Annotated in this window: 21 protein-coding genes; 8 read left to right on the forward strand and 13 right to left on the reverse strand. The window is 36.4% G+C overall.

The window, feature by feature from the left end; translation table 11 throughout:
* The first annotated feature begins 28 nt into the window (after window positions 1–28).
* The gene (locus tag CRO54_RS05470) at window positions 29–1,237 is read left to right on the forward strand and encodes an OmpA family protein (RefSeq protein ID WP_097129547.1); all 1,209 of its coding nucleotides are present in this window, start codon (window positions 29–31) and stop codon (window positions 1,235–1,237) included.
* Between the two features lie 66 nt (window positions 1,238–1,303).
* On the opposite strand, the gene CRO54_RS05475 is transcribed toward CRO54_RS05470, so the two are convergent.
* The 5 genes from CRO54_RS05475 to CRO54_RS05495 all read right to left on the reverse strand — a co-directional run bounded on the left by CRO54_RS05475 (window position 1,304) and on the right by CRO54_RS05495 (window position 5,070).
* Window positions 1,304–1,501: a cold-shock protein gene (locus tag CRO54_RS05475; RefSeq protein ID WP_097129550.1), complete on the reverse strand. Its 198-nt coding sequence runs from the start codon at window positions 1,499–1,501 to the stop codon at window positions 1,304–1,306.
* A 79-nt stretch (window positions 1,502–1,580) separates the two neighbouring features.
* Window positions 1,581–2,216, reverse strand: a complete 636-nt coding sequence (locus CRO54_RS05480; RefSeq protein WP_097129552.1) for a peroxiredoxin — start codon at window positions 2,214–2,216, stop codon at window positions 1,581–1,583.
* A gap of 85 nt (window positions 2,217–2,301) precedes the next feature.
* Window positions 2,302–3,225 (reverse strand): DUF72 domain-containing protein, encoded by a 924-nt coding sequence (locus CRO54_RS05485; protein WP_097129554.1) that lies wholly within the window; start codon window positions 3,223–3,225, stop codon window positions 2,302–2,304.
* Window positions 3,226–3,396: 171 nt separating this feature from the next.
* The gene (locus tag CRO54_RS05490) at window positions 3,397–4,500 is read right to left on the reverse strand and encodes a S1 family peptidase (protein ID WP_097129556.1); all 1,104 of its coding nucleotides are present in this window, start codon (window positions 4,498–4,500) and stop codon (window positions 3,397–3,399) included.
* A gap of 3 nt (window positions 4,501–4,503) precedes the next feature.
* On the reverse strand, window positions 4,504–5,070 hold the full coding sequence (locus CRO54_RS05495; RefSeq protein WP_097129559.1) for an RNA polymerase sigma factor: 567 nt from the start codon (window positions 5,068–5,070) through the stop codon (window positions 4,504–4,506).
* 491 nt (window positions 5,071–5,561) lie between these two features.
* Here CRO54_RS05495 and CRO54_RS05500 point away from each other — a divergent pair, with 491 nt between their 5' ends.
* Window positions 5,562–5,759, forward strand: coding sequence for a hypothetical protein (locus CRO54_RS05500; RefSeq protein WP_097129561.1), 198 nt, complete (start codon window positions 5,562–5,564; stop codon window positions 5,757–5,759).
* 68 nt (window positions 5,760–5,827) lie between these two features.
* Here the strand turns inward: CRO54_RS05500 and CRO54_RS05505 are convergent, their stop codons facing one another.
* The 3 genes from CRO54_RS05505 to CRO54_RS05515 form a co-directional block, all read right to left on the reverse strand.
* On the reverse strand, window positions 5,828–6,856 hold the full coding sequence (locus CRO54_RS05505) for a response regulator (RefSeq protein ID WP_097129939.1): 1,029 nt from the start codon (window positions 6,854–6,856) through the stop codon (window positions 5,828–5,830).
* 7 nt (window positions 6,857–6,863) lie between these two features.
* Window positions 6,864–8,057 (reverse strand): PAS domain-containing sensor histidine kinase, encoded by a 1,194-nt coding sequence (locus CRO54_RS05510; protein WP_097129564.1) that lies wholly within the window; start codon window positions 8,055–8,057, stop codon window positions 6,864–6,866.
* Window positions 8,058–8,120: 63 nt separating this feature from the next.
* The gene (locus tag CRO54_RS05515; RefSeq protein WP_097129565.1) at window positions 8,121–9,884 is read right to left on the reverse strand and encodes a hypothetical protein; all 1,764 of its coding nucleotides are present in this window, start codon (window positions 9,882–9,884) and stop codon (window positions 8,121–8,123) included.
* Window positions 9,885–10,214: 330 nt separating this feature from the next.
* On the opposite strand from CRO54_RS05515, the gene CRO54_RS05520 reads away from it, so the two are divergent.
* The 6 genes from CRO54_RS05520 (at window position 10,215) to CRO54_RS05545 (ending at window position 15,823) form a co-directional block, all read left to right on the forward strand.
* The gene (locus CRO54_RS05520) at window positions 10,215–10,535 is read left to right on the forward strand and encodes a hypothetical protein (RefSeq protein ID WP_097129568.1); all 321 of its coding nucleotides are present in this window, start codon (window positions 10,215–10,217) and stop codon (window positions 10,533–10,535) included.
* Between the two features lie 139 nt (window positions 10,536–10,674).
* Window positions 10,675–11,025: a hypothetical protein gene (locus CRO54_RS05525; RefSeq protein WP_097129570.1), complete on the forward strand. Its 351-nt coding sequence runs from the start codon at window positions 10,675–10,677 to the stop codon at window positions 11,023–11,025.
* Between the two features lie 188 nt (window positions 11,026–11,213).
* Window positions 11,214–13,607: a TonB-dependent receptor gene (locus tag CRO54_RS05530; RefSeq protein ID WP_171047826.1), complete on the forward strand. Its 2,394-nt coding sequence runs from the start codon at window positions 11,214–11,216 to the stop codon at window positions 13,605–13,607.
* Window positions 13,608–13,620: 13 nt separating this feature from the next.
* Window positions 13,621–14,526 carry a DUF4625 domain-containing protein gene (locus CRO54_RS05535; protein ID WP_097129576.1) on the forward strand — a complete coding sequence of 302 codons (906 nt, stop codon included), beginning with the start codon at window positions 13,621–13,623 and terminating at the stop codon, window positions 14,524–14,526.
* A 49-nt stretch (window positions 14,527–14,575) separates the two neighbouring features.
* A complete protein-coding gene (locus CRO54_RS05540) occupies window positions 14,576–15,274 on the forward strand; it encodes a hypothetical protein (protein WP_240775023.1) in 699 nt (232 codons plus the stop codon).
* 78 nt (window positions 15,275–15,352) lie between these two features.
* Window positions 15,353–15,823 carry a DUF4625 domain-containing protein gene (locus CRO54_RS05545; protein WP_097129579.1) on the forward strand — a complete coding sequence of 157 codons (471 nt, stop codon included), beginning with the start codon at window positions 15,353–15,355 and terminating at the stop codon, window positions 15,821–15,823.
* 227 nt (window positions 15,824–16,050) lie between these two features.
* Here the strand turns inward: CRO54_RS05545 and CRO54_RS05550 are convergent, their stop codons facing one another.
* The 5 genes from CRO54_RS05550 to CRO54_RS05570 form a co-directional block, all read right to left on the reverse strand.
* Entirely contained in the window at window positions 16,051–16,809 is a 759-nt protein-coding gene (locus tag CRO54_RS05550) for a glucosamine-6-phosphate deaminase (protein WP_097129581.1), read from the reverse strand.
* 50 nt (window positions 16,810–16,859) lie between these two features.
* Window positions 16,860–17,501 (reverse strand): carbohydrate-binding family 9-like protein, encoded by a 642-nt coding sequence (locus CRO54_RS05555; RefSeq protein WP_097129583.1) that lies wholly within the window; start codon window positions 17,499–17,501, stop codon window positions 16,860–16,862.
* Between the two features lie 136 nt (window positions 17,502–17,637).
* A complete protein-coding gene (gene nagA, locus CRO54_RS05560) occupies window positions 17,638–18,831 on the reverse strand; it encodes an N-acetylglucosamine-6-phosphate deacetylase (protein WP_097129585.1) in 1,194 nt (397 codons plus the stop codon).
* Window positions 18,824–20,164, reverse strand: a complete 1,341-nt coding sequence (locus CRO54_RS05565) for a sugar MFS transporter (RefSeq protein ID WP_097129587.1) — start codon at window positions 20,162–20,164, stop codon at window positions 18,824–18,826. Before CRO54_RS05565 ends, nagA begins: the two co-directional genes overlap by 8 nt.
* 6 nt (window positions 20,165–20,170) lie before the next feature.
* Window positions 20,171–22,717, reverse strand: a complete 2,547-nt coding sequence (locus CRO54_RS05570) for a family 20 glycosylhydrolase (protein WP_097129589.1) — start codon at window positions 22,715–22,717, stop codon at window positions 20,171–20,173.

Here is a 22,717-nt window from a genome sequence, read left to right on the forward strand (position 1 = left end):
TGGAGTTGGGGGCCTAAGGTTGAATTACATGATTAGTCCTAAAATTGCATTATTTGCGCATGTTGATTATGTACAAACTTTTGGTACTACCTTCGGAAATAAGCCGAGTAGATTTACTATCGAAAGAAATGTAGAACATACTCCTATTGATCCAGCGGTTGGTATTAAAAACGGAATATTGGATCATTACAATGAAGTTAAAGCGCAAGAAAATACATTACATAAAAGTATTAATGCTGGTGCTGGTATCAAATTCGTACTTGGAAAAACTAAAAAAGCAGCTGAGCCAATTAAAACTGAACCAGTACCTGCTGTTAAAGCTCAAATAGCTAAAAAAGACTTACAAATTGTAGTAAAAGATAAGCAAACAGGTTTAGCACTAAGTGGTGTAACTGTAAGCGTAAATGGAGGCAGTATCGCCGAAAAATCTATTACCGACGTTGACGGACAGGCGCAAAAAATAGTAAGCGTTCAACCTGGCAACTATCAAATTGTAGGGGAGAAAAACGGCATCAAAACCACCTTACTTACTTTAACTGATGAAGACTTTAAAACTAGCTCTGCCGTAATTTTTAAAGAAATTTATCACGACGACCCTAGATTTACTTTGGTTGGAGAGACTTTTGATTGTGTAAAAGGATCTAACTTAGCTAGTATCAATACCGTTTTAACTAATACCATTACCAAAAATAACATCGGACAAATATCTGATACACAAGGCAAATTCATTTATCAATTAGATGCCCAATCAGATTTTACCGTAGTAGCTAACCATCAAGGTAGATACTCTCAAACAGAATTGATTACGACCAAAGGATTAGACCGTAGCAAAACATTATATGTAACCTTAAAATTAGGAGTTTGCGAATTAGCTACTGGCAGTCAATGGGTATTGAAAAACATTTTATACGATTTCGACAAATCAAACATTCGTACAGATGCCGCGATGATACTTGACAATGTAGTATCCATCATGAAGCAAAACCCATCATTAAAAATTGAACTTTCATCGCACACGGATAGTCGTGGTAACGATGCCTACAATAGAAAGCTATCACAACAACGTGCAGAAGCTGCTGTACATTATCTGGTAGCAAACGGAATTGAAAAAAGCAGACTAGCAGCTAAAGGATACGGAGAAACAAAATTAGTAAACCGTTGTAGCAACGGCGTCAACTGTTCAGATGAAGAGCATCAGACAAATAGAAGAACCGAAATCAAGGTACTCAACTACTAAGAACCCTCAAATAAAAAAGTCCCGAATTGATTCGGGACTTTTTTATTTAGACATATGATTGAATAATTAAGCTCTTCTTACTTTCACAGCTTGTGGTCCTTTTTTACCTTCAGCTACTTCAAATTCCACTTCATCATTTTCTTTTATTCCATTAATGCCACCTTCTACATCTTTAAAATGTACAAAAATTTCTTTGCCAGCGTCATGAGAGATGAACCCATAACCTTTCTCGGTGTTAAACCATTTTACTTTTCCGGTACTCATTTAGTTCTATAATTTTAATTTTTAATTGCTAATTAAAGTAAATCTAATGAATTATAATTAACAATCAATAGTTTATGTATTATTTATTCGGCTGAGGAGTAGTCCTTAAATAAGGCTTAATAACTTTGTGTCCCTTTGGAAACTTAGCTGGAATATCCTCAGTTTTGATGCTGTTTACCACAATTACATCTTCACCATCTTTCCAATCTGCAGGTGTAGCCACACTATAATTTGCGGTAAGTTGTAATGAATCTATAACTCTTAAAACTTCATTAAAATTTCTACCTGTTGAAGCGGGATAAGTAATGATTAATTTCACTTTCTTATCAGGACCAATTACGAACAATGAACGAACAGTTAAAGTTTCGGAAGCATTCGGATGAATCATATCATATAAATTCGCAACTGTTTTATCCGAATCTGCAATGATAGGGAAATCAACTTCCGTGTTTTGCGTTTCGTTAATATCTTTAATCCAACCTAAATGCGACTCAACAGGATCAACACTTAAAGCCAAAACTTTGACATTTCTTTGATTGAATTCGCCTTTTAGCGCAGCTGTTCTACCTAATTCTGTGGTGCAAACGGGTGTATAATCTGCTGGATGCGAAAACAAAACTCCCCAACTATCACCTAAATATTCATAAAAGTCTATTTCACCGATAGACGTTGTAGCCTTAAAATTTGGAGCAATATCCCCTATTCTTATACTCATAGTGTTATTCTTTAAATGAAAATTGATTATTTATTTTTTACAATTTACGAAATCAACATGATTTAGACAACCAGCTAAAAACCAGTTAGCCAAACAAACCACCTTGCGTTCCTAAAAAATTGATACGAGGTAATTTACTTCCTAGTTTTTGATTGAACTTTTCGATGGTATAATCTGCAATGATTGGTGTATCGCTTTCATCGTGTTGGTGCAAAAAGAAATAAACTTCTTCTAAACCTTTATCCAACCACTGCGCTAATCTTTCAATCCAATCGTCTACCCTCTTTTTATCAGAACTTTCTAGGAACTTGCCTCCGTTACCTACAAAACGAATAAATGCTTTTGGCGTTGGTAATTCCATGTGAATACAATCTCTTCTTCCGCTAGCGTCCGTAATTGCAGCACCAACCTTTAAATCGCCTAACAAAGAAAATAACGCCTTCCTATCATCTGGGTTAGCAAACCAGTCTTGATGACGGACTTCTAGGAACAAATTGAAATCACGAGGTAAAGCTTCTAGGTACTGTTGTAAGATAGGCAAATTCTTTGGCCCAAAATTATCGCCCAGCTGTAAAAAACACGGGCCCAATTTATCTCCAAATGCACTGATGGACTTGAGATACAAATCAGTTTCAACCTGAGCATTATTTAATCTTTTGATGTGGGTAATGGCTCTAGAAAACTTCGGACAGAAAAGGAAATCTTCTCGTTGTTCTGCCATCTCTCTCCATTTAATAATCTGTTCTTCTTTAGGAATTCCATAGAAAACGGCATTTAACTCAATAGAATTAAAATGCTTTACATATTCAGCCAAGAAGTCCTTTTCTTTAGTTTTTGGAGGATAGATCAAATTCACCCATTCTTTTCTACCCCATTTGGCGCAGCCTACAAAAAATTTAGGATGCTCAACTTTATTCCCCTTTAAAGTGAGCTGGGTTTGTTGTCCGTCTGGCGGCAATGTAAATTCGATATTATTTATTTCGTTGGGTTCTACTCTTCCAAATTCCATTGTTAAATATAGTTAGTTAGCCACAGATGCACAGATATTTATTTAATAACATGATTATCTTCAACACAAATACTTAAGCAAATCTATTTGTGCATCTGTGGCAAGCAGGTATAACAAGAAAAACCCCGAATACAACTAAATGTTTCGGGGCTTACCTTAATTATTTAAAGACTAATTGTTATTATAAACTTTAATCATGAATACATAATCTTGCATTTTTTCTACTTGCTTATTACGTTTCAAGCCTCTTAACAAACTTTTTTTACCGTAAGAAACTCTTTTGCTTAAAGAATCTTGTGGAATAGCATTTAAGGCTTCCATGATGTATTTTGATTTTACCGCAAAAGTAGCACCGTCGGTTTTGTTTTCTTTACCATTAATAATACCTACAATATTACCACTGTTATCTAATAAAGGTCCTCCACTGTTACCTGGGTTTACTGGAATAGCCACTTGATAAGCTAAAGTATCTCCGTTGATACCATTTTTAGAACTTACATAACCATCACCTAAAACAATATCATCTTTAGGGAAACCTAAGGTAAATACAGATTCACCTAAACTAGAAGCTCCTTTTTTGATCGTGTAAGGTAATGATGCTAAGTTTTCAAATGCTTTATCATTGATTTTTAAGATGGCAATATCATTTACAGGATCAGTGTAAACAGATTGTACTTTATAAGATCCTTTACCATTTTGCACATGAATAGAATCCGCACCGCGAACAACGTGATAATTGGTTACAATATAGCCATTACCAGAAATTGCAAAACCAGAACCACCGAAGCGAGGTCTATTTTCGCCTTTGGCACCTTTATTATCCGTTTTTATAGATTTGATATCTCTAATTAAACCACTTTGAGAACGCTTGATTTGCGCCATATCTTGGCTCATTGCCTCAAAAGTACCAGCTTGCTTATTGTTATTCTGTATAGAATATAAAGAAACCATTGCTAACAAGATAAATGAAGCCGCAATAGCCACTGCAGATCTATTGCTGCGCCACAATCTAACCAATTTAGAAGGATGAGGTTTCAACTCTTCTGTCAAAGAAGCCACATCAATGTGAGCATGTGCCGCATCCATTTGTTCTTTTAGCTTAACGATATTTGCATACTGCGCCATCGATTCCAAAAAAACTTTATGTGCAACCACCTTATGATCCACAATCGGGTCATTATTGCGCAATTGTTCAAATGCAGCATGCTCCTCTGGCGTTAATTTGCCATTTAGGTAATCTTCAATAATAGCCTCTAATTCTAAATCTTGTCTCATCTCCTATAACTGAAAAAATAATTTCTTTAACCTTTGCAAACACTTGTATTTCTGTGTTTTTGCATTATCGGCATTGGTATAACCAAACTTCTCACAAATGTCTTGCATCGATTGATTGTTGATATAAAAATCCTCAATTATCGTTTTGCAAGGCTCGCCCAAACTTTCCAATGCCTCTTTCATTTTATCGAACTGCATGTCCTTCTGTTCATGCTGCTCCATATCTTCTTCCACAATCAACACATCCTCGAAATCGGCGATATTGCTTGTTTTCTTACTATGTTGCGCCAGTTTCTTAAGCCAAATCCTTCTACTTACCGAATAAATATAGGTTTTCAACTTACTGCTCAACTCAAAGCTTCCGCTTTTTATCTTATTATAAAGAACAATAATGGTCTCTTGGTAAACATCTTTCGCATCATCTTCATCACCATTATTATTTAAAATAAACTGTAACACCATTGGAAAATAGGAAACATACAATTTATTTAAAGCCTCTACCGAGTCATTGAGTATGCCTAAAACAACTTCTCTATCTGTTGGTAACGAACTGCTAATCTTTATACTCACTTATTAATACAATTAAATTCAAATGGTAACCCAATAATAATCAAAAAAATAAAAGACCTGCATTGAGGCATTGTATCTATGTTTTCGAAAAGCAAATGTACTACTACTTATTTAAGTATAGTCCCGCTTTCCACTTCTATCTTTTTGTTTGGCACTGCTCTCTAATTTATTGTCATGCTGAGCCTGTAGAAGCATCTGTTTACAAAAACCCTTCGACAAGCTCAGGCTGACAAAACAAAAAGTATATCGCTGCAATCGGGTTTATAAAACACAAACCTGTACAAAAAACTTCCTTTTTTAATACCTAAAGCATAAAATAGTAACCTAAAAAACCGCAGAAAAAATATTTTAACTTTTTTTCAAAACTTGGGGTTACCTTTTTACCTTTGCGGCATTAAGAGTAAAATTAATTAATTATTTAATCAGAAAATTAAAATGAAATTTTCCGATTTATCGGAAAGCTTCATCGCAATTAAAAACAAATTAAAAACATGAAAAACTTATTCAAATTCGGCTTTTTAGCTTTAGCATTATCTTTAACTGTAGTTGCTTGTTCATCTGAGAACAAATCAGAAGGTACTGATACTGTAGGTGCTGATACTACTATCACTGCTGATACTACAGTAACTGATACAGTTGTTAAAACTACTACTGACACTACTGTTGTTGATACAACTGTAAAACACTAGTCGAAAGATTACATAAAAAAGCCTTTCTTGAAATCAAGAAAGGCTTTTTTATGTACAAAACCGCCAAACTATTGCTTAATCTGGCTCAATTTATCTATTGAAACAATATAAATAGCATTGCCGTGCTTCTCAATCAATTTCTCTTCTTTAAAATCTGCCAACATACGGCTTACGGTTTCACTAGCCGTGCCTACAAAAGCAGCTAAATCATCTCTAGAAATTCTTAAGGTGCAACTGTCTTCTTCAGGTTTGGTAAATTTTCTAGCCAACTGAACCAAAGCTTCTGCTACCCTTTTTCTCACCGAGAAATAAGCTAACTTCAACATCTGGTCTTCCTTAAAACGGATATTACCAGATAATAATTCTATAAACGCGGTAGCCATTTCCTGATGGTTGAATAGTGCATCCATAAAATCGGGTTTAGGCACAAGCACCAGCTCAGTATCCGCCAAAGTAGCTGCATTATCTGCATAAGTTACACCACAACACAAACTCTCATAACCAAAAAACTCCCCATCTTTAAAAATATTTGAAGACAGTTCTCTACCATCTTTAAAACGTTTATAGGTTTTTACCTGACCACTTTTAATGTAGTACAGATAATTAGGTTCGTCATTTTCTACATAAATCACCTGTTTATTGGCATAACTTCTGCCCTTTCCTTTCTGCTTTAATTCAGCAAAAATGGTTTGCAAGTCTTTAGGTGCTGCTTTAAAACCTACCGTTTGACTTTTCTTTTTCAACCTACTTTCGATGGCATTGAACAACTCTAAATCATCAAAAGGCTTGGTTAAATAATCGTCAGCTCCCATTTCCATTCCCTTACGCATATCTGCTCTTTCAGCTTTTGCCGTCATAAAAATAAAAGGGATATTGGCCAACTTAGGATTCTTGCTCAACAAATAAAGTACGCCGTAGCCATCTAATTCAGGCATCATGATATCACACAAAATAATATCTGGTGACGAACTTAAAGCCAATTCTACACCTAACTTTCCATTTTTTGCGGAAATGGCTTCGTAACCTGCCAATTCCAATACTTCAACCGTACCTTCTCTAATATCATCGTTATCTTCAATTACTAAAACTTTTTTCATTGCGCTTTTACTTTTGGTTAAAATTAAAATGTAAGGTAAATGTAGTTCCTTTATTTTGTTCGGTTTGGCAGGTAACAGTACCATTCATTAAACCGACATATCTTTTTACTATATTCAATCCCAAGCCAGTACCAGGGATATCTCCTGTATTATGAGCTCTAAAAAACGGCTCAAAGAGATTTACTTTATCCAGTTCTGGGATACCAATTCCGTTGTCTTTCACTTCTACAACCAATTCGTTTTCCTTCAACTTGGTATTGAATTGTATCATGGTATTTTCTCCAGAATACTTAATGGCATTAGAGATTAAGTTGATGATACAATTTTTCAGCAAATTATTGTCTAAAAACACCTGCGCACTGGTTCCCGTATGCTCGTAAACAATGAGTTGGTTTTGCTTACTAATTAACTGCATCTCTTCGGCTATTTCTTCGGCAAAGGCAATAATGTTAAACGAATTGGCATTAGGCTCTACTTTTCCGGCTTCTAGTTTTTCTAATGATAGAAAATCGTTTAAAATGGTAGTCAAGTTATTAATAGCATTTTTGATTTTCATCGTATGCTTTTCTACATTTGCTACGTCACTTTTAGTACTGTATTTATCTATCAATGATGCCGATAACTGGATAGAGCTTAAAGGTGTTCTAAACTCGTGAGAAGCCATAGATACAAATCTAGTTTTCAATTGATTAAGCTCCTTTTCCTTCTCAAATAATGCACTTACATGCTCTTTCGCAGTTTCTAATTCGTTAATAGATTTGATTAGGTCTTGTGTGCGTTCCTTAATCTTAAGTTCCAGTTCTTCGGTGTAACTTTTAATCTTAAGTTCATCCTCTTTCTGCCTACTCAAGTCATGAATAAAACCGGTAAAAATCCTTCTATCAGAAAACTTTACTTCACTTACGCCTAGTCTAAATGGAAAACGAGAACCATCTTTACGTTGCCCTACCACTTCTCTACCAATACCAATAATGTGCGCATGCCCACTATGACGATAATTTGCGATATATTGGTCATGCCTTTCCTTGTCGGGTTGTGGCATTAAAACAGACACATTTTTACCTACAAGTTCCTTACGATCGAAGCCAAAAAGCGTAAGCGCTGACGGATTAATATGTTCAATTATCCCAAATTCGTCGATGGTAATAATTCCATCAATTGCGTTCTCTATAATCGCATTCAACAATTTCGCTCTTTCCATTTTAGTATCGGCTGTGTACCTGCCAAGATAGGCATTTTTAAGCCAGCCTAATAGTCTAATTATTTAAATATTGGTATTTGAAAGCCTATTTTCAGATAACAATAGCTCACTTAAAACATTTGGATTTGACAGTTCATTAAATAATTCCTTATAGTAAGATATTCCTTTTTCCAGCTGACTTTTAAAGCTATCCAAATGCTTCTTTTTCTTATCATTAATGTTTTTGAAATAAAGCTGCGCTTCAGTTTGTAGGTAATCGATATACAGATTCAACTCGTTCACAAAAACATGCGGACGCTGTACCGTCTCCAATAGATTAATGCTTCCGTAAATATGCTTTACCATTTCATCCAAAGAATACACCTTATTAAAGAAAGCAAGGTTTGGTCCAGGGCAAATGGCCACCGCTTTACTCTCCTTTGGTTTTAGCATGTTGGTTTTAATATAGGTTGAAGTACATAGACCTTCGCATAAACATACTTTTTCGGTAATCCTATCAAATGCTTGTTGATACACCTCCGGCGCCAACTCCTGGTTATCTAACTGCTTTATTTTTAACTTCTGATATTTGCTAGAAGCTGTACAAATAGGTTCTTTAGTAAATTCGGTATTGCTACATAGATATTTCTTGGTGCATGGGCTTCCTGGTTTTCCAGCGGCTATTCTATCTAATCTTTGTTGCTCTGCGCTGCTGTATTTAAAATTATTGAACAACACGCCCAGCGGAGATGAATTGCTTAAATAATAATCTTCTTGTTTTGCTACCGCTAATTGTTGTAGGGTTTGCTCGTCTACATTGGTTACTTCTGGCACTAATAAAAATGGACTTCCCCAACCTGTGGCATCCAAATTATAGTATTTAAGTAGGAATTCGTTTTCTTGCGCAGTACCAATACCACCTTGTACGGTAATCTTTTGCTGAGGTAATTTATCTACATTAATCTCCTTTTGGACTAAGGTTTTACGGTACAAATCTTCTAATTCATTGCGCATCGAAATTCGGCTTTGCTTAAAATCTTCCAAGATTGGACCTAATAAAAAACCATCTGTAGCAAAGGCATGCCCACCACAATTTAAGCCAGATTCTATTCTAAATTCAGATACCCAAAGTCCCTTCTTAGCTAAAAACTTCGCCTGTATTAATGCAGACCTAAAGTCGCTTACTTTCAAAATGATACGTTTAGTAAATTCACCCTCTTGATTAGGTAAAAACTGTTCGAATTTTTCGATGTAGCTATATAATCTTGGGTTCATTCCGGCAGAAAGCACTACCGATGCATTTAGCTTACTTTGAGCAAAAGCCCTGAATGCAGCTAAGGCATCTGTATTTTCATCGCCTAAGTATTCACCATCTTTAGCGAAGTTCATTTTATCTACCTTGGCCATAATGTTTACATCGATGTTGCCTTTTTTCATTCGCTGACGCAAACGGTCTTGAAAGATTTTTTTCCTCGCTCCTTCTGGATATTCCATCATTAGCTCATAACCGTGTTTAATTACAGAACCTTCGGGCAGTAATTCGAAATAGCGGCAGATGTCACTTCCGGCAATAAAATCCTGCTTCTTCAGTTCTTCAAACTGAATATCTACCAAATCTTGTAATAAATTCAGATAAGCAGCAATTCTCTTCGTCCTAAAATCTTCCTCCTTTTTATCAATTGGCTGATATGATAACTGATTTAATTGAGAATGATATTTCCTCATCCGCTCTGTTAACTCATCATCCACGATAGAAACCACAGAAGAAATACCGTAGCGTGCTACCTTTAAAGGAGTATCTATAGAAAAACCTAAACCTAAAACTGGAATATGAAATTGATGAACCATATTTTTAAATGAGAAATGTGTTTTTTTTCCAAAATTATTGAGGAAACTCACTTTTTAGGAGGCTACTGGTCACTTTTAAAAATGATTAAAATCATTTTTTGGTGGTCAGGGATCAGGAACCAGGTATCAGTATTGGTTCATTAGTTTGTTCATTGGCTCGTTGCTTATTGAAATTTGGTCATTTGTGAATTTTAACTGATACCTAATCCCTGATACCTGACCACTGCTCAGCAAAATCAATTCTATGTTAACAACAATACTTAACATTAACAAAATGATAATATACACTTAACGATGTAATGCTCTAGTTTTGCAAAAAAGCTTAAATCCATGAAGAAAGACAAACAGAGAGCGCAACAAAAAGCGCAGCTGAAAGCCAACCGTAAAAATGCCGAGAAAGCAGTGAAAGCTGCATTATTTGCTGAATTAACTACTTTAATCAGCACATTTGCCGAGCCCAATAAGAAGCTTAAAAAATTAGTAGAAAAAGCAGCAACTACATTTTCTAAAGAAATAGATAAAACTGCAAAACCTGTAGTAGTAACTGAAACTCCTACTGTAAAAACAGAAGAAACTACACCAGTTGCAGAAGAAAAGAAAGCGACTAAATCTCGTACGGTAAAGAAGACAGAAAAAGACGCAACAAAATAGTTGCAATATTTTCAATCCATATAAACAGCTGTAGTTATGCATTTTATGCAACTACAGCTATTCTTTTTTGGTCATTACAGACTATCAATTTAAATTCTTTTTCTTTTTACAGTTAAATAATTGCAACTTTGTATCATTAATGAAAACAAGAAGAACATATCAATACCGAACTGCGAAGGCTTTTGCTGGCGCTTTATTGGCGATATTGTTTTTAGCAATTCCATTAATCCAAACGCTTCACTCACATCATGCAGGTGAGGATTTCGTAAATACAACTACAGAAAAATCTATTTCTAGCGCAGCAGAAAAGTGTTTGATTTGTGATTACACTGCCGAAATTAAAGGCAAACAAATCTTAATGGCACATCCGCCAACAATCAACATTCCAACTAATGTTTGCGCTACTTTAAACACCTTCGTTTACACGAGGATCTACAAATTCACTCTTCAAAATTTCAGTAATAAAGGGCCCCCTAGCCTTTTGAGCTAATTTCTAGTTAACGGTTTGCCGATGCAATTAGCAGGGTATAATCCGTAAATCCAACTATTTTTTTTTAACCGAAAGCCGCGTTAAGGCATTTAAAATTTATTTCTTGTTTTGGTGATTTCTGACTAGTTCTAAGCTATAAAAGCCAGAATTCGAACAGTTCATCAATGCTACAATTCTCAATTTTTCTGATGAAGAAATGGTACGCATTATTCTTTAGCTGCTTTTTGGCAAGCTACGTTTTGGCGCAAAACACTCAAGTTTCAGTGTACGTAAGTAATGGCCAACAATCTGCAATTGCAGGTGCTGAGGTGACTTTAAAAACCTCATCTGCACTTACGGATGCTTCTGGGACAGCCATCTTAAAAGACATCCCTTTGGGAAGTTATGTACTGGTTGTGCAAGCAAAAGGCTACGCAAGCTATGAAAAACGTGTACAAATCAATTTAAACAACAAGCATATACACGTAAAACTGAGACCAGAAGTTACAGAATTAAAAACGGTTGAAATTAACAGTAATGCGCAAAACCTAAGAAAAAATAATGAAGCAAGAAATATTCAAATTGTAGACCAAACTTTCATTCAGCGCCATTTGGGTGGCAGTTTGATGACTTCATTAGATAGGTTACCAGGCATCAGCAACATTGGTATCGGCTCTGGACAATCGAAACCTCTGATTCGTGGGTTGGGCTTTAACCGAGTAGTGGTTATTGATAAAGGAATTAAGCATGAAGGACAGCAATGGGGTGCGGACCACGGATTAGAAATAGACCAATTCGCAACTGGAGAAATCGAAATTCTTAAAGGGCCATCTTCTTTTATTTATGGCTCTGATGCGATTGGCGGCGCCATTAATCTGAAGCCTGTAAACATACCATTAAATCAAGGATTGGGTGGCAGTGTAAACCTTATTGGCAAAACCAACAACTTGCATTACGGTTCTTCAGTTAATCTTTATGGCAGCAACAAAAAATGGTTTTTCGATGGTAGGGCTACCTATCAAAATTATGCTGATTACCGTGTACCTACTGACAAGGTTTATGTGTACGACTATGAAGTTCAATTAAACAAAAACAGGTTACGTAACACCGCCGGAAGAGAAACAGGTTTACACTTTAACACTGGATACGTTAGTAAGCGTTTTAAAACCTCGCTACATTTAAGTAACAGTTATGCCAAGACGGGCTTTTTCGCTAATGCACATGGTTTGGAGCCTCGCAATGTGGATGAGGCTATGCACGATGCTTCTAACCGAGATATCCAATTACCTTATCAAAAGGTAAACCATTTTAAAGTAATTAGCCGTACGGAGTTTAAGCACGAAAACAGCAGAACAGAAGTAGAATTAGGTTTTCAGCGAAATTTTAGACAGGAGTATAACCGTTATACCAATCACGGTTTTATGCCTCCAGTTTACCCATCGCAAATGTCTATTCCCATTAACCTGGAGAGAGAATATGATAAATCAGTTTACTCGGGAAACTTGAAGCATAGCTTTGCGCTCAACCAGCATCAATTACAAATTGGAGCAAATGTGGATTATCAGGACAACAACATTAGCGGATGGAGCTTTCTAATTCCCGGATTTCAGCAGTTTAATACAGGATTGTTTGTGTATGACAAATTGGTTATCAATAACTCGCTAATTCTGCACGGAGCATTACGCTATGACTATGGACATACTCAATTTGAAAGGTATGATGATTGGTTCTTATCACAAATAGTAGATGGAAATACTACGATTTACAAAAAATTGAATAGAGCAAAAAGGTTTGGAAGAGATTTTAACAGTTTTGTATGGTCGGCGGGTGTAAATTACAATCCTAGCAAATTCAACTTTAAAGCAAACGTTGGGAAAAGCTTTAGGATGCCAATTGCGAAAGAATTAGCTGCAAATGGTGTAAACTACCATTATTTCAGTTACGAAAAAGGTAACGAGAACCTAAATCCAGAGGTAGCTTATCAAGCTGACTTTGGTTTTGGCTGGACGGAAAAGAGATGGTCAATAGAATTTAGTCCGTTCTACAACTATTTCCCAAACTACATTTACCTTAATCCTACACCTTATCATGATCGGGCTTACGGTGCTGGCAATCAAATTTTTGAGTACCAACAGAGTAGCGTGATGCGTTACGGAGCAGAGCTTAAAATAAATTATCAATTACTATCAAACTTAAGCACTGAATTTCTTGGAGAATACCTGTACAGTGAACAACTTTCAGGAAGTAAAAAAGGATTTACCTTGCCCTTCTCTCCTGCTCCATCCGCTTTGCTAAACCTTACTTGGTCGCCAAAATTAAATGGCAAATTAAGCAACAGCTATTTTTCAGTCGATTATCGCCTTACTGCAACCCAAAATGATGTTGTTCCTCCGGAAAAACAAACGCCCGGATATCAGGTAATAAACCTACAGTTGGGCACTACACTTTCTACCAAAAAACAAGCTTTTGAACTAAGTCTACAAGTACAAAATCTATTTGATGCCAACTACCTTAATCACACTAGTTTTTACAGACTGATAGGATTACCGGAAGCTAGCAGAAACATCATTTTATCCTTAAAAATGCCCTTTAAAATTAACTAAACAACAAATTACAATGAAAAAGAACTATCTGATCATCAACTTTTTGCTCTTGGCTGGCACTTTTAGCGCATGCAAGAAAGACAATCAGGAAATTGAGATTGCCAACCCTACGTTGAGCAATGTAGAAATTGGTTATGCCAATAATAAACGTGCCATAAGAGGAAGAGATTTCCATCTTAATGCCGATGTAATTGCAGGAACCAAAATCACTACTGTTGAAGTTAAAATCTTGCAGAAAACCAATCAGAAATACACTGATAATTGGAAACTGGAGCTTACATGGGAAGAATTTAAGGGCTCTAAAAACACGAATGTACATAAGCATTTCACTATCCCTAAAGAAGCGCCAGAAGGCACCTATGATTTCTTATTCATTGTAAACGATGAAAATGGCAGTAGGCTGGAGCTTAAAGAAGATTTTATTATCATAGACGCAGCTAACATGGCTGTAGACCCAATTGTTGACAGGGACATTTTCTCAAGAAACGAAACGATGATTTATTACATGAACACGTTTGTTGAGAACCCGCTACTTTTCAATAAAAACGATTTATTTACCGCTGGCGCACAGATTAAACAAATACAGGGAGATGGCATACTTTACACAGCGCTAATTAAAAGGAAACTCAACTACTTTCCGGAGACCGTAAGTCAGTTAGACTTTACTAAGTGTATCATCATTTCTAAGGTAGAGCATAAAGGTCTAGGGCCAGCGTCAAGCGTATCTACGCTAAATAAAATTAATGGCGTTTGGGGAGGCAACACCATAACCATAGGGGCAGAAAAAGATGGTGTAGGCAATTCTATTTCTGGTGTTAAAGCTTGGGAGTCTGGTCAATACAACCTGGTAATTCTTTATCATAATTCTACCTATAACGTCAGCACATATAAATCAATACCTATCACCATAGCATATTAATAACAGAGTAAAGCATTCATCAACAATTAATTATCAAATCATTAAAAAAATGAAAAAACAATTTAAACTATCAACTTTAGCCATTATCGGCGCCGCCATGCTTTTTATTACTTCTTGTAAAAAAGACGAAGAAACACCTGTAGTACAAGAAGGTATTGAAAGAGCCGAACTTACTTTTACCGAAGTAGATGGCCATGCACACGGAGATCACTTCCATGATCTTGCCGATAAAACTGGCGTAACTCCAATAGTAGTTAAGTTCAACAACAAAGGGGCAGCTATTTCTGGTGGTCACATGCACATTGAAGCCGATGCTATTTACAAAATCCAATTGAAAGCTTGGGACTATACAGGTAAGGAAGTTCAAAATGATTTCATCGCTAATAAAGCTACTGCTGATAACTACAAAGCTTTTTTGGTTGGCGGTAATTTCACCTTAAACGCAAATACCACAGACGAAAGTGGTGCTATTTTCCAACCTAGAGAAACTACTTATGGTGATGGAACAGCGGTTTCAGGAACTGGTGGTATAGGCACTACCGGTATTTTAAGCTACTTCACTGTTGGCCATGGCAATGAAGGTGCTACAAAAGAAGTGAGCTTCATCCTTAGAAAAGTAAATGCTGGCGTTAAAGCTAACATTACCAGAAATGATTGGAACCGTACCGATTATGCTACAGCTTTTGGTGGACAAGATGTATTGAAATTAAATCTTGAAATACACGCAGAAGAAGGACACGGACATTAAATTTTAAGAAATAAAAAGGAGATTGTTAGATCCAATCTCCTTTAATACCCTAAACAAAACGTATTAAATATAAATATTATGAAAAAGATTGCTGCCTTGTTTGCTATAGTGTTGTTGATTTTTACCAGTTGTAAAAAAGATGATAATAGTAACGAAATAGATACCGAATATCCTGAAATTGTAACTACGGCAAACTCAGCGCCACTACAGTGTGGTGTGCTTACACGTGGGCAAACTTACACCTTTAAAGCTACTTTTACTGACAATAAAGAATTAGGTGCTTATAGTATAGATGTTCATCATAATTTTGATCACCATAACCATAGTACAGAAGTTAACCAATGTACTTTTGACGCTAAAAAAACGCCAGTTAAACCGTTCTTACTCATACAAAACTACGATATTCCAACTGGTTCGAAACGATATGAAGCTACTGCACAAATTGTAGTGCCAGCAGACGTAGACCCTGGAGATTATCATTTTATGATTCGCTTAACGGATAAAGAAGGATGGCAAACCATCAAAGGATTAAGCATAAAGATACAGTAAATGAAAACAGCTAAGCTATTAATTGTACTTATTGGTTTTACATTTATGAGTACTGGATGTAGGCATGACCATAAATCAAAGTCATCCAAAACCGAAAAATCAAATGATTCTCTAGAAATAGATAAAGAGGCGAAAAAGAATCATCGCCATTAAAAATAATAGTTTGTTTAGGTTAGTAGTAATTGCCCCGACGGATGTCGGGGCTTTGCTCATTACCTTTCATGTATCTAACTGATCAGCTTACTACTATCATCATCCAAATAAAGTACTACATTAGGATGTGTTCTTAATATTGTTGATGGATTTGCTGTACTAATCTCACTTTCTAGTGTATGTTTTACTGCTTCTGCTTTCGTAGGACCAGGTACCACACAATTGATGTAGCTAGCACTCAATAACGCAGGAATAGTAAGTGTTAATGCCTTAGTTGGCACTTCTTCTAAATTGGCAAAACATCCATCGTTTACTTGTTGCTGTCTGCAAATTTCGTCGAGTATAACTACCTTAACAGTTTGTGTATCTTCAAAATCAGCGACCGGAGGATCGTTAAAGGCCAAATGACCGTTTTCTCCAATTCCCATACATACAATATCTACAGGATGTTCTTGCAATAAGTTGGTATAACGGGCACATTCCGCAGCAATATCATCGGCATTGCCATTTAAATAGTTTACTGATTTGAAATTGAATTTATTGAATAAGCGTTGTTTTAGGAAATTACCAAAACCTTGCGGCGCATCGGCAGCTAAAGCAATGTACTCATCCATGTGGAAAGCGTTGATCTTACTCCAATCTAAACTTTCAGGCTGTAATGTTTCCAAAAACTCATTTTGTGAGGGTGCTGCAGCAAAAACCACATTAATTTCCTCTTTGATTTTCAAAAGTTCATTTGCTTCTTTCACAAATTTGTCGGAAGCTGCCCTACCCATCTCTTTTCTTGTTTCGTAAATCCTTACATCAAGTTTGGTTTCGGTATTAGTTGTCATGTTATTCTATATTTTAATGTAGATAATTGCGTATCAAATACGCCAAATAGCTAAGCAAATGTTAGTTCTCCGAAAAAATCTTTCCTATGAAAATCTGGCTGTTCTGCCTCAATCATATTCCAAGTAAGGAAATGTGGTTGTGGTAGGCCATCGCCGCATTTGTAGAAATTACCTTTGGCTTTTAAATTATTGAACGATGTAATTTCATGTTCTATAAAAATTGCTCGAGGTATCACCAGCATAATCTCCCAATCGAATCCTCCGTTGCTGTTGATGACACTATTTGCATTAATTTTGGAAGAAAAACTCAGTTGTTTAATTACATCCACAGGCAATAGTTTTCTATCGCTCCTATCGTAACCATAACCAATTTTGGTAAAGCCCAAACAGTTAAATTCTAAATTATAATAGCCATCATTATCAAAAGCGATAAACAATTCTACGCAACTGTCATTATGAATATTACCATTGGTTACTTCATTTGCAGCGATGTATCTTTCTGCTACTATATACTTCAACAAAATGGCATCCCCATTATGTGCCATCAAGAAATTTGCTTTGGCATCAGCCTGATATGCTGGCCAAGGATTACAGTCGATAGCAATAGCTTTTAAGCCAACCATTAGCTGGTTAAGCTTATCCATCTCCTGCACATCATCAGTTTCTAAAAAAGGTATCTCTAATCTTCTCACACTCGTTATTTGTTAACCACCAAGACACAAAGAGCGCAAAGCCTTATTTTTAGGGCGAATAACGTTTTAGCTCTAAATAATTTGAACCATTATTCTTACTTAGTGTTCTTTGTGTCTTTGTGGTTTTCTTTTAAATTTATATCTTCTCTTTATTGTACACTACATTACCTTTAACAATTGTGGTATCTATATTTATCCCTTCGTCAAAAATCACGATATCTGCATCTTTGCCGTTTACTAACTCTCCTTTTCTTTCTTGAATTTTCAAGATTTTAGCAGGAGTTGAGCTAGCCATTTTTACTGCATCAAATAAAGGTACATCCGCCAGCTGAATCATATTTCGTACTAATCTATCTGTAGTTGCCACACTACCTGCAAATGCAGTACGATCTGGTAACTTCGCTACTCCATCTTCGATAATCACTTCCAAGCCATCTTTTAGGCTTCCCAAAATGCTTTTTCCTTCAGGCATTCCTGCACCTCTCATAGCATCGGTAATTAAAGCTGTATGCTCAGTTCCCTTTATTTTGTAAATCAATTTAAGTAATGGAGCTGGTAAGTGAACACCATCTACAATGATCTCTACGGTCATGTCATCCAGTAAATAAGCACTTTCTATCACTCCCGCATAGCGGAAAGCATTGCGCCTAGAAACGCCAGACATACACGAGTAGAAGTGTGTAGCGTGGGTAAAACCAACTTCATAAGCCTTAATTACTTCTTCGTAAATGGCATCGGTATGGGCAATGGCAGCTAACACATTATTCTTTTGCAAGAAGCGGCCAAATTCAATAGTTCCAGGTAATTCTGGTGCAGCACTCCATCTTTTGATATTTTTAGATGCAGCTAGAACTTCCTCATATTCTGCTGGATTTGGATTACGGATATACCTAGGATCTTGCGCTCCCTTCTGCGACATCGCAAAGTAAGGTCCTTCAATGTGAATTCCGACAAAATCGGCTCCATCGGTGTTTATGGCATCTGCTTTTTCGTAAATATCAAGCGTAGTCAACAAATCTTCTTTTTCACAACTTAAAGTAGTTGGCATTAAAGCTGTTGTGCCATATTTAGCATGTGTTTTGGCAATGGTCAAAAATGCTTCCAAGGTATTATCCATAAAATCGTGACCACCACCACCATGAACATGCATATCAATAAAACCTGGAGATACATATTGACCTTTGGCATCTATTTCCAAAGCATTATCTACCGCTACATTTTTAGTAGTGATTTCGGCTATTTTTCCGTCGGCAATAATCAGTGTACCATCCTTCAAAAACCCTGAAGGAGTGATGATATTGGCATTATATATTTTGGTATAGTTAGTCATTAGAAATTATCTTTTTGCTGGTCCAGCTTTTTAACGTGTGACCGTAGAAAGCATAAAAAATGAGATAAGCATAGCATGGAATTAATACCCAATAAGCCTCTTTAAGACTATGATTATCGGCCCAATAACCATAAAACAAAGGCATAATGGCATTACCGCAAAGTCCCATAATGAGCAAAGAAGCTCCAGTTTTAATAAACCTACCCAGATTGTCTAATGCCAAAGGCCAAACACCAGCCCAAATCATGGAATTGGCAAAACCTAATAAGACGATAAACCATACAGAAATATCAGTATCATGACCAAACAATGTAATTCTACCAGAAAATAATAGAATACAGCAGCTTAAAAGCAGGCCTAAAAGCGTACAAACTTTTAATGCTGTCTTTTGGGAAATCAGTTTTGGGATAAAGGTAATTCCCAATAGGTAACCTACAATAGTTGCCGTTAAAGTATAGGATGGAAATGATTTTGCTTCCATAAAATCCATACCGTGATGCGTTGCATAATTTACGATACTATCTACAGCAATTACCTGTGAGCCTACGTGAAAGAAAATGGCGATAGCCCCCAATACCAAGTGAGGGAAATCTAGGATGCTATTTTTGCCAGCATTTGCACTAGAAACCTCTTCCGATTCACTATCTGTATCTATTTCAGGCAGTGGCGAATATCTTACGAAGAAACCTAGCATTAGCAATAGTATAGCAACCACACCATAGGGCATTACCACTCGTTGAATGAGTTCATCCAGAGCCGCAGCTTTTTCAAGCCCCTGCATTAATTCTATTTGCTTAAACAAAGTACTATCTGTTGATTTTAACACGACAGCAGAGAAAAGCAAAGGTGCTAGAATACCAGCCATTTTATTGCAGATTCCCATTACGCTAAAACGTTGCGCAGCTCTTTCTTTTGCTCCCAAAATGGTGATGTAAGGATTTGCAGCGGTTTGCAAAATTGCCAATCCGATGCCAAGGGTAAACAATCCCGTTAAGAAAATGCCATAAGTTCTTGTCATTCCGGCAGGAACAAATAGCAAAGCACCTATAGACATCGCCCAGAAGCCAATCATCATTCCCTTTTTAAAACCTACTTTTTTTAATAGGTAACCTGCTGGAAGCGACATGACCAAATAAGCTATATAGAATGCAAACGCTACCAAATACGACTCGAAGTGATTAAGCTCGCAAGCGATCTTGAAAAAGGGAATTAAGATGGCGTTGATCCAAGTAACAAAACCGAAAATAAAGAACAACAATCCAATAATGGAGATAGAAACGAGACTATCTCTTTTTGATAAACTACTTACCTGTACCGCTTTTTTCTGTTCCATGTTTATTTATTTGGTAAGTTTTGAAACACTACTTGCATTACCTTTATGGTCAAATGTTCTAAAAATAAGCTTGTCATTTACGCTTACTGGTTTAGAATACAGTGGGCTTTTTAAAGTCGGCAACGAACCATCTGTAGTATATCTAATCGTAAAGCCTGGTAATTGTACATTTGCTACTACTTTGTCGTTCTCTACTTTTAAACCTGGTGTAGAGATGCGATAGTTAAAGCCACCTGCGTAGTAATTCAACCGCTTCAATTCTCGTTTTCCTAAAATGTTGTAAAAGCTTGAAAGTGATTGCTCGTATAATGGTTTAGCTTTGCTTTCATCTTTTTCTTCTGCCCAATCTGGACTTTTAGACCAAGCTCTTTCTGCTAGAGCCAATAATCTTGGCATTAATAAATATTCCAAGTGATCTTTGTTTTTAATGGTTTCTGACCATAACTGTCCTTGCAAGCCAACAATGTTATTTTTTCCGGTAGCAGTAAGCTTCTGAGCTTCGCTTAATACTTTTTCACTTAGTTGTCTACCTAAATAATTTTTCTGCTGGTTTTTAAGATAGTTATAGGGAATAAAGCTAAACGGCTTGTCTAGCTCTGTAAAACCACCCCAATAAAAACCTGGTTCTTCAAATTTCTTGAAGTAGGCCATATCAAAGTAGAAAGTACTTACAAAAGAAATGATGACTTTGTAATTTCCATTTGCCAGTCGATAGGCTAAATCTTCATTGCCTAATAAGTTGTTCCAAACGTTTACGTGTACGTTTTGATTTGCAAACTTATCATTCACCAACCATTTAGATTTACCATTTTCTATAGCTTTTTTTAAGCCTACTTCTTCCCATCCCGATAGGTAAAGTCCTTTGTTTTTTAACATGGCACTAACTTTACCGAAGTAGTAATCCCAAAGGTCTGCAGTGGTTTTAATATTGCTATCACTTTGTTTCAAACGATTAAAAGCTGGCGATTGCTCCCAAACGCCTTTAGGCACTTCATCACCACCAAAATGAATGGTTTCTAAAGGAGCATTGGCATCTTTGTACATGGCAATGATATCATCAGTGACCGTTTCTAAAAATGTGTAAACCGATGGCATAGCCACATCCATCACGTTATCGTTCCATTTTTGCACTGAGCGATAAACTGACTTATCTTCCAAGTGATGTAACAAATATTTTTCTGCCGCAGCCCTATTGCCTTTTGCCAGATAGTTCTGATAACGCTTATCCATTGCCTTAATTGCAGCTCTGGCGTGGCCTGGTGTTTCTATTTCAGGAATTACCCGAATATGTCTTGCGGTAGCATAACGAAGTATTTCCTTAAAATCTTCTTTACTGTAAAAACCGCTTCCTGGTAATTGATCGATAAACGCACCAGATCCGTAAGCAGGTTGTAAAGTACTGCTCTTCCCATCAAGATGAGCACGTTTGGCACCCACGCTGGTTAATTCTGGTAAAGTTGGAATTTCTAAACGCCAACCTTCATCATCATTTAAATGGAAGTGTAAGGTATTGATTTTATATAAAGCAAAAACATCTAGTAATTTCAATATTTGCGCTTTATGTTGGAAATTTCTAGCTACATCGAGCATAAAACCACGATAACCGAAACGCGGTGCATCAGTTACCTCAACTCCTGTTAGCACAAGGCTCTTATTTTTGTTACTAGCAAATGCAGCAGGATTAATTAATGTTTTAAGCGATTGGATACCATAAAATATACCTGCACCACCGCCTGCTTTAATAATTACTTCTTTTTCGTTGACGCTTAAAGAGTAAGCTTCATGAGCTGCATCGTTTTTTAGCAAACTAATAGTAGGTTTTGCATTGGTTAACTTATTAGCGTTAATTTTCTTGCCAAACAACTTAGTTAAATCTTGTGCTAATAAATTGGCTTCGTTTTCGAAACCAGCTTCATAACCAATAGTAAGGTTTGAAGTTAAGGTTAGCGTTTTACCATTTTCAGTATATCCAACTGGTGTTGGAAACACTTTTGTTAATTTACTTTCGTTGATATCCGAGATATTTTGATTGGCTTGGAATATCATTTCAGGTGTGGTTTCTTTATCTCCACCTACCCTAAAGAACTTTTTCTGATCTGGAGGAGCCACAAAAGTCACTGGCTTTATCGGTACAATTTCCTTACTGTTCTCCCAAACCAAGTAAAAGCCTTGTGGAGCATCAGAAGTATTTACCATCCAAGAATTAGAAAGCATTTCATATTTTAAGCTCTCGCCAGGTTTAAGTCCCTCGAAGCTTTCAGCTGGGGTAAAGCAAGATAAATCGCCATTTAGGTGTGCTACATCAAAAGGTTGGCCTGCTGTTTTAGGCGTAATTACCCTTATAAAATTGAAAAACAATTTCCATCCAGTTTTTGGCAAGCTTGTTTTACCTACGTTCTTGATTTCGAGTACAGATAAACCTTGCTCATCTTTCAAGTGATTGTTTTCTAAAGGTTGCCAAGTAATTGCCAAATCCAAATCCTGGGTCTTTTGCTTTTGTCCAAACACAACGGTACTTAATACACAAAGCAATATGGTATATAGGAACTTCAT

This window comes from Pedobacter xixiisoli, assembly GCF_900215335.1.
Lineage (GTDB): Bacteria > Bacteroidota > Bacteroidia > Sphingobacteriales > Sphingobacteriaceae > Pedobacter > Pedobacter xixiisoli.

What these genes read in the sequence shown, in the direction of transcription:
- CRO54_RS05530 (WP_171047826.1), top strand. Translation starts at nt 11,214, where the DNA reads ATGAAGAAATGGTACGCATTATTCTTTAGCTGCTTTTTGGCAAGCTAC.
- CRO54_RS05520 (WP_097129568.1), top strand. Translation starts at nt 10,215, where the DNA reads ATGAAGAAAGACAAACAGAGAGCGCAACAAAAAGCGCAGCTGAAAGCC.
- CRO54_RS05480 (WP_097129552.1), bottom strand. Translation starts at nt 2,216, where the DNA reads ATGAGTATAAGAATAGGGGATATTGCTCCAAATTTTAAGGCTACAACG.
- CRO54_RS05500 (WP_097129561.1), top strand. Translation starts at nt 5,562, where the DNA reads ATGAAAAACTTATTCAAATTCGGCTTTTTAGCTTTAGCATTATCTTTA.
- CRO54_RS05470 (WP_097129547.1), top strand. Translation starts at nt 29, where the DNA reads ATGATTAGTCCTAAAATTGCATTATTTGCGCATGTTGATTATGTACAA.
- CRO54_RS05565 (WP_097129587.1), bottom strand. Translation starts at nt 20,164, where the DNA reads ATGGAACAGAAAAAAGCGGTACAGGTAAGTAGTTTATCAAAAAGAGAT.
- nagA (WP_097129585.1), bottom strand. Translation starts at nt 18,831, where the DNA reads ATGACTAACTATACCAAAATATATAATGCCAATATCATCACTCCTTCA.
- CRO54_RS05510 (WP_097129564.1), bottom strand. Translation starts at nt 8,057, where the DNA reads ATGGAAAGAGCGAAATTGTTGAATGCGATTATAGAGAACGCAATTGAT.
- CRO54_RS05505 (WP_097129939.1), bottom strand. Translation starts at nt 6,856, where the DNA reads ATGAAAAAAGTTTTAGTAATTGAAGATAACGATGATATTAGAGAAGGT.
- CRO54_RS05570 (WP_097129589.1), bottom strand. Translation starts at nt 22,717, where the DNA reads ATGAAGTTCCTATATACCATATTGCTTTGTGTATTAAGTACCGTTGTG.
- CRO54_RS05515 (WP_097129565.1), bottom strand. Translation starts at nt 9,884, where the DNA reads ATGGTTCATCAATTTCATATTCCAGTTTTAGGTTTAGGTTTTTCTATA.
- CRO54_RS05550 (WP_097129581.1), bottom strand. Translation starts at nt 16,809, where the DNA reads ATGACAACTAATACCGAAACCAAACTTGATGTAAGGATTTACGAAACA.
- CRO54_RS05525 (WP_097129570.1), top strand. Translation starts at nt 10,675, where the DNA reads ATGAAAACAAGAAGAACATATCAATACCGAACTGCGAAGGCTTTTGCT.
- CRO54_RS05540 (WP_240775023.1), top strand. Translation starts at nt 14,576, where the DNA reads ATGAAAAAACAATTTAAACTATCAACTTTAGCCATTATCGGCGCCGCC.
- CRO54_RS05490 (WP_097129556.1), bottom strand. Translation starts at nt 4,500, where the DNA reads ATGAGACAAGATTTAGAATTAGAGGCTATTATTGAAGATTACCTAAAT.
- CRO54_RS05475 (WP_097129550.1), bottom strand. Translation starts at nt 1,501, where the DNA reads ATGAGTACCGGAAAAGTAAAATGGTTTAACACCGAGAAAGGTTATGGG.
- CRO54_RS05545 (WP_097129579.1), top strand. Translation starts at nt 15,353, where the DNA reads ATGAAAAAGATTGCTGCCTTGTTTGCTATAGTGTTGTTGATTTTTACC.
- CRO54_RS05485 (WP_097129554.1), bottom strand. Translation starts at nt 3,225, where the DNA reads ATGGAATTTGGAAGAGTAGAACCCAACGAAATAAATAATATCGAATTT.
- CRO54_RS05535 (WP_097129576.1), top strand. Translation starts at nt 13,621, where the DNA reads ATGAAAAAGAACTATCTGATCATCAACTTTTTGCTCTTGGCTGGCACT.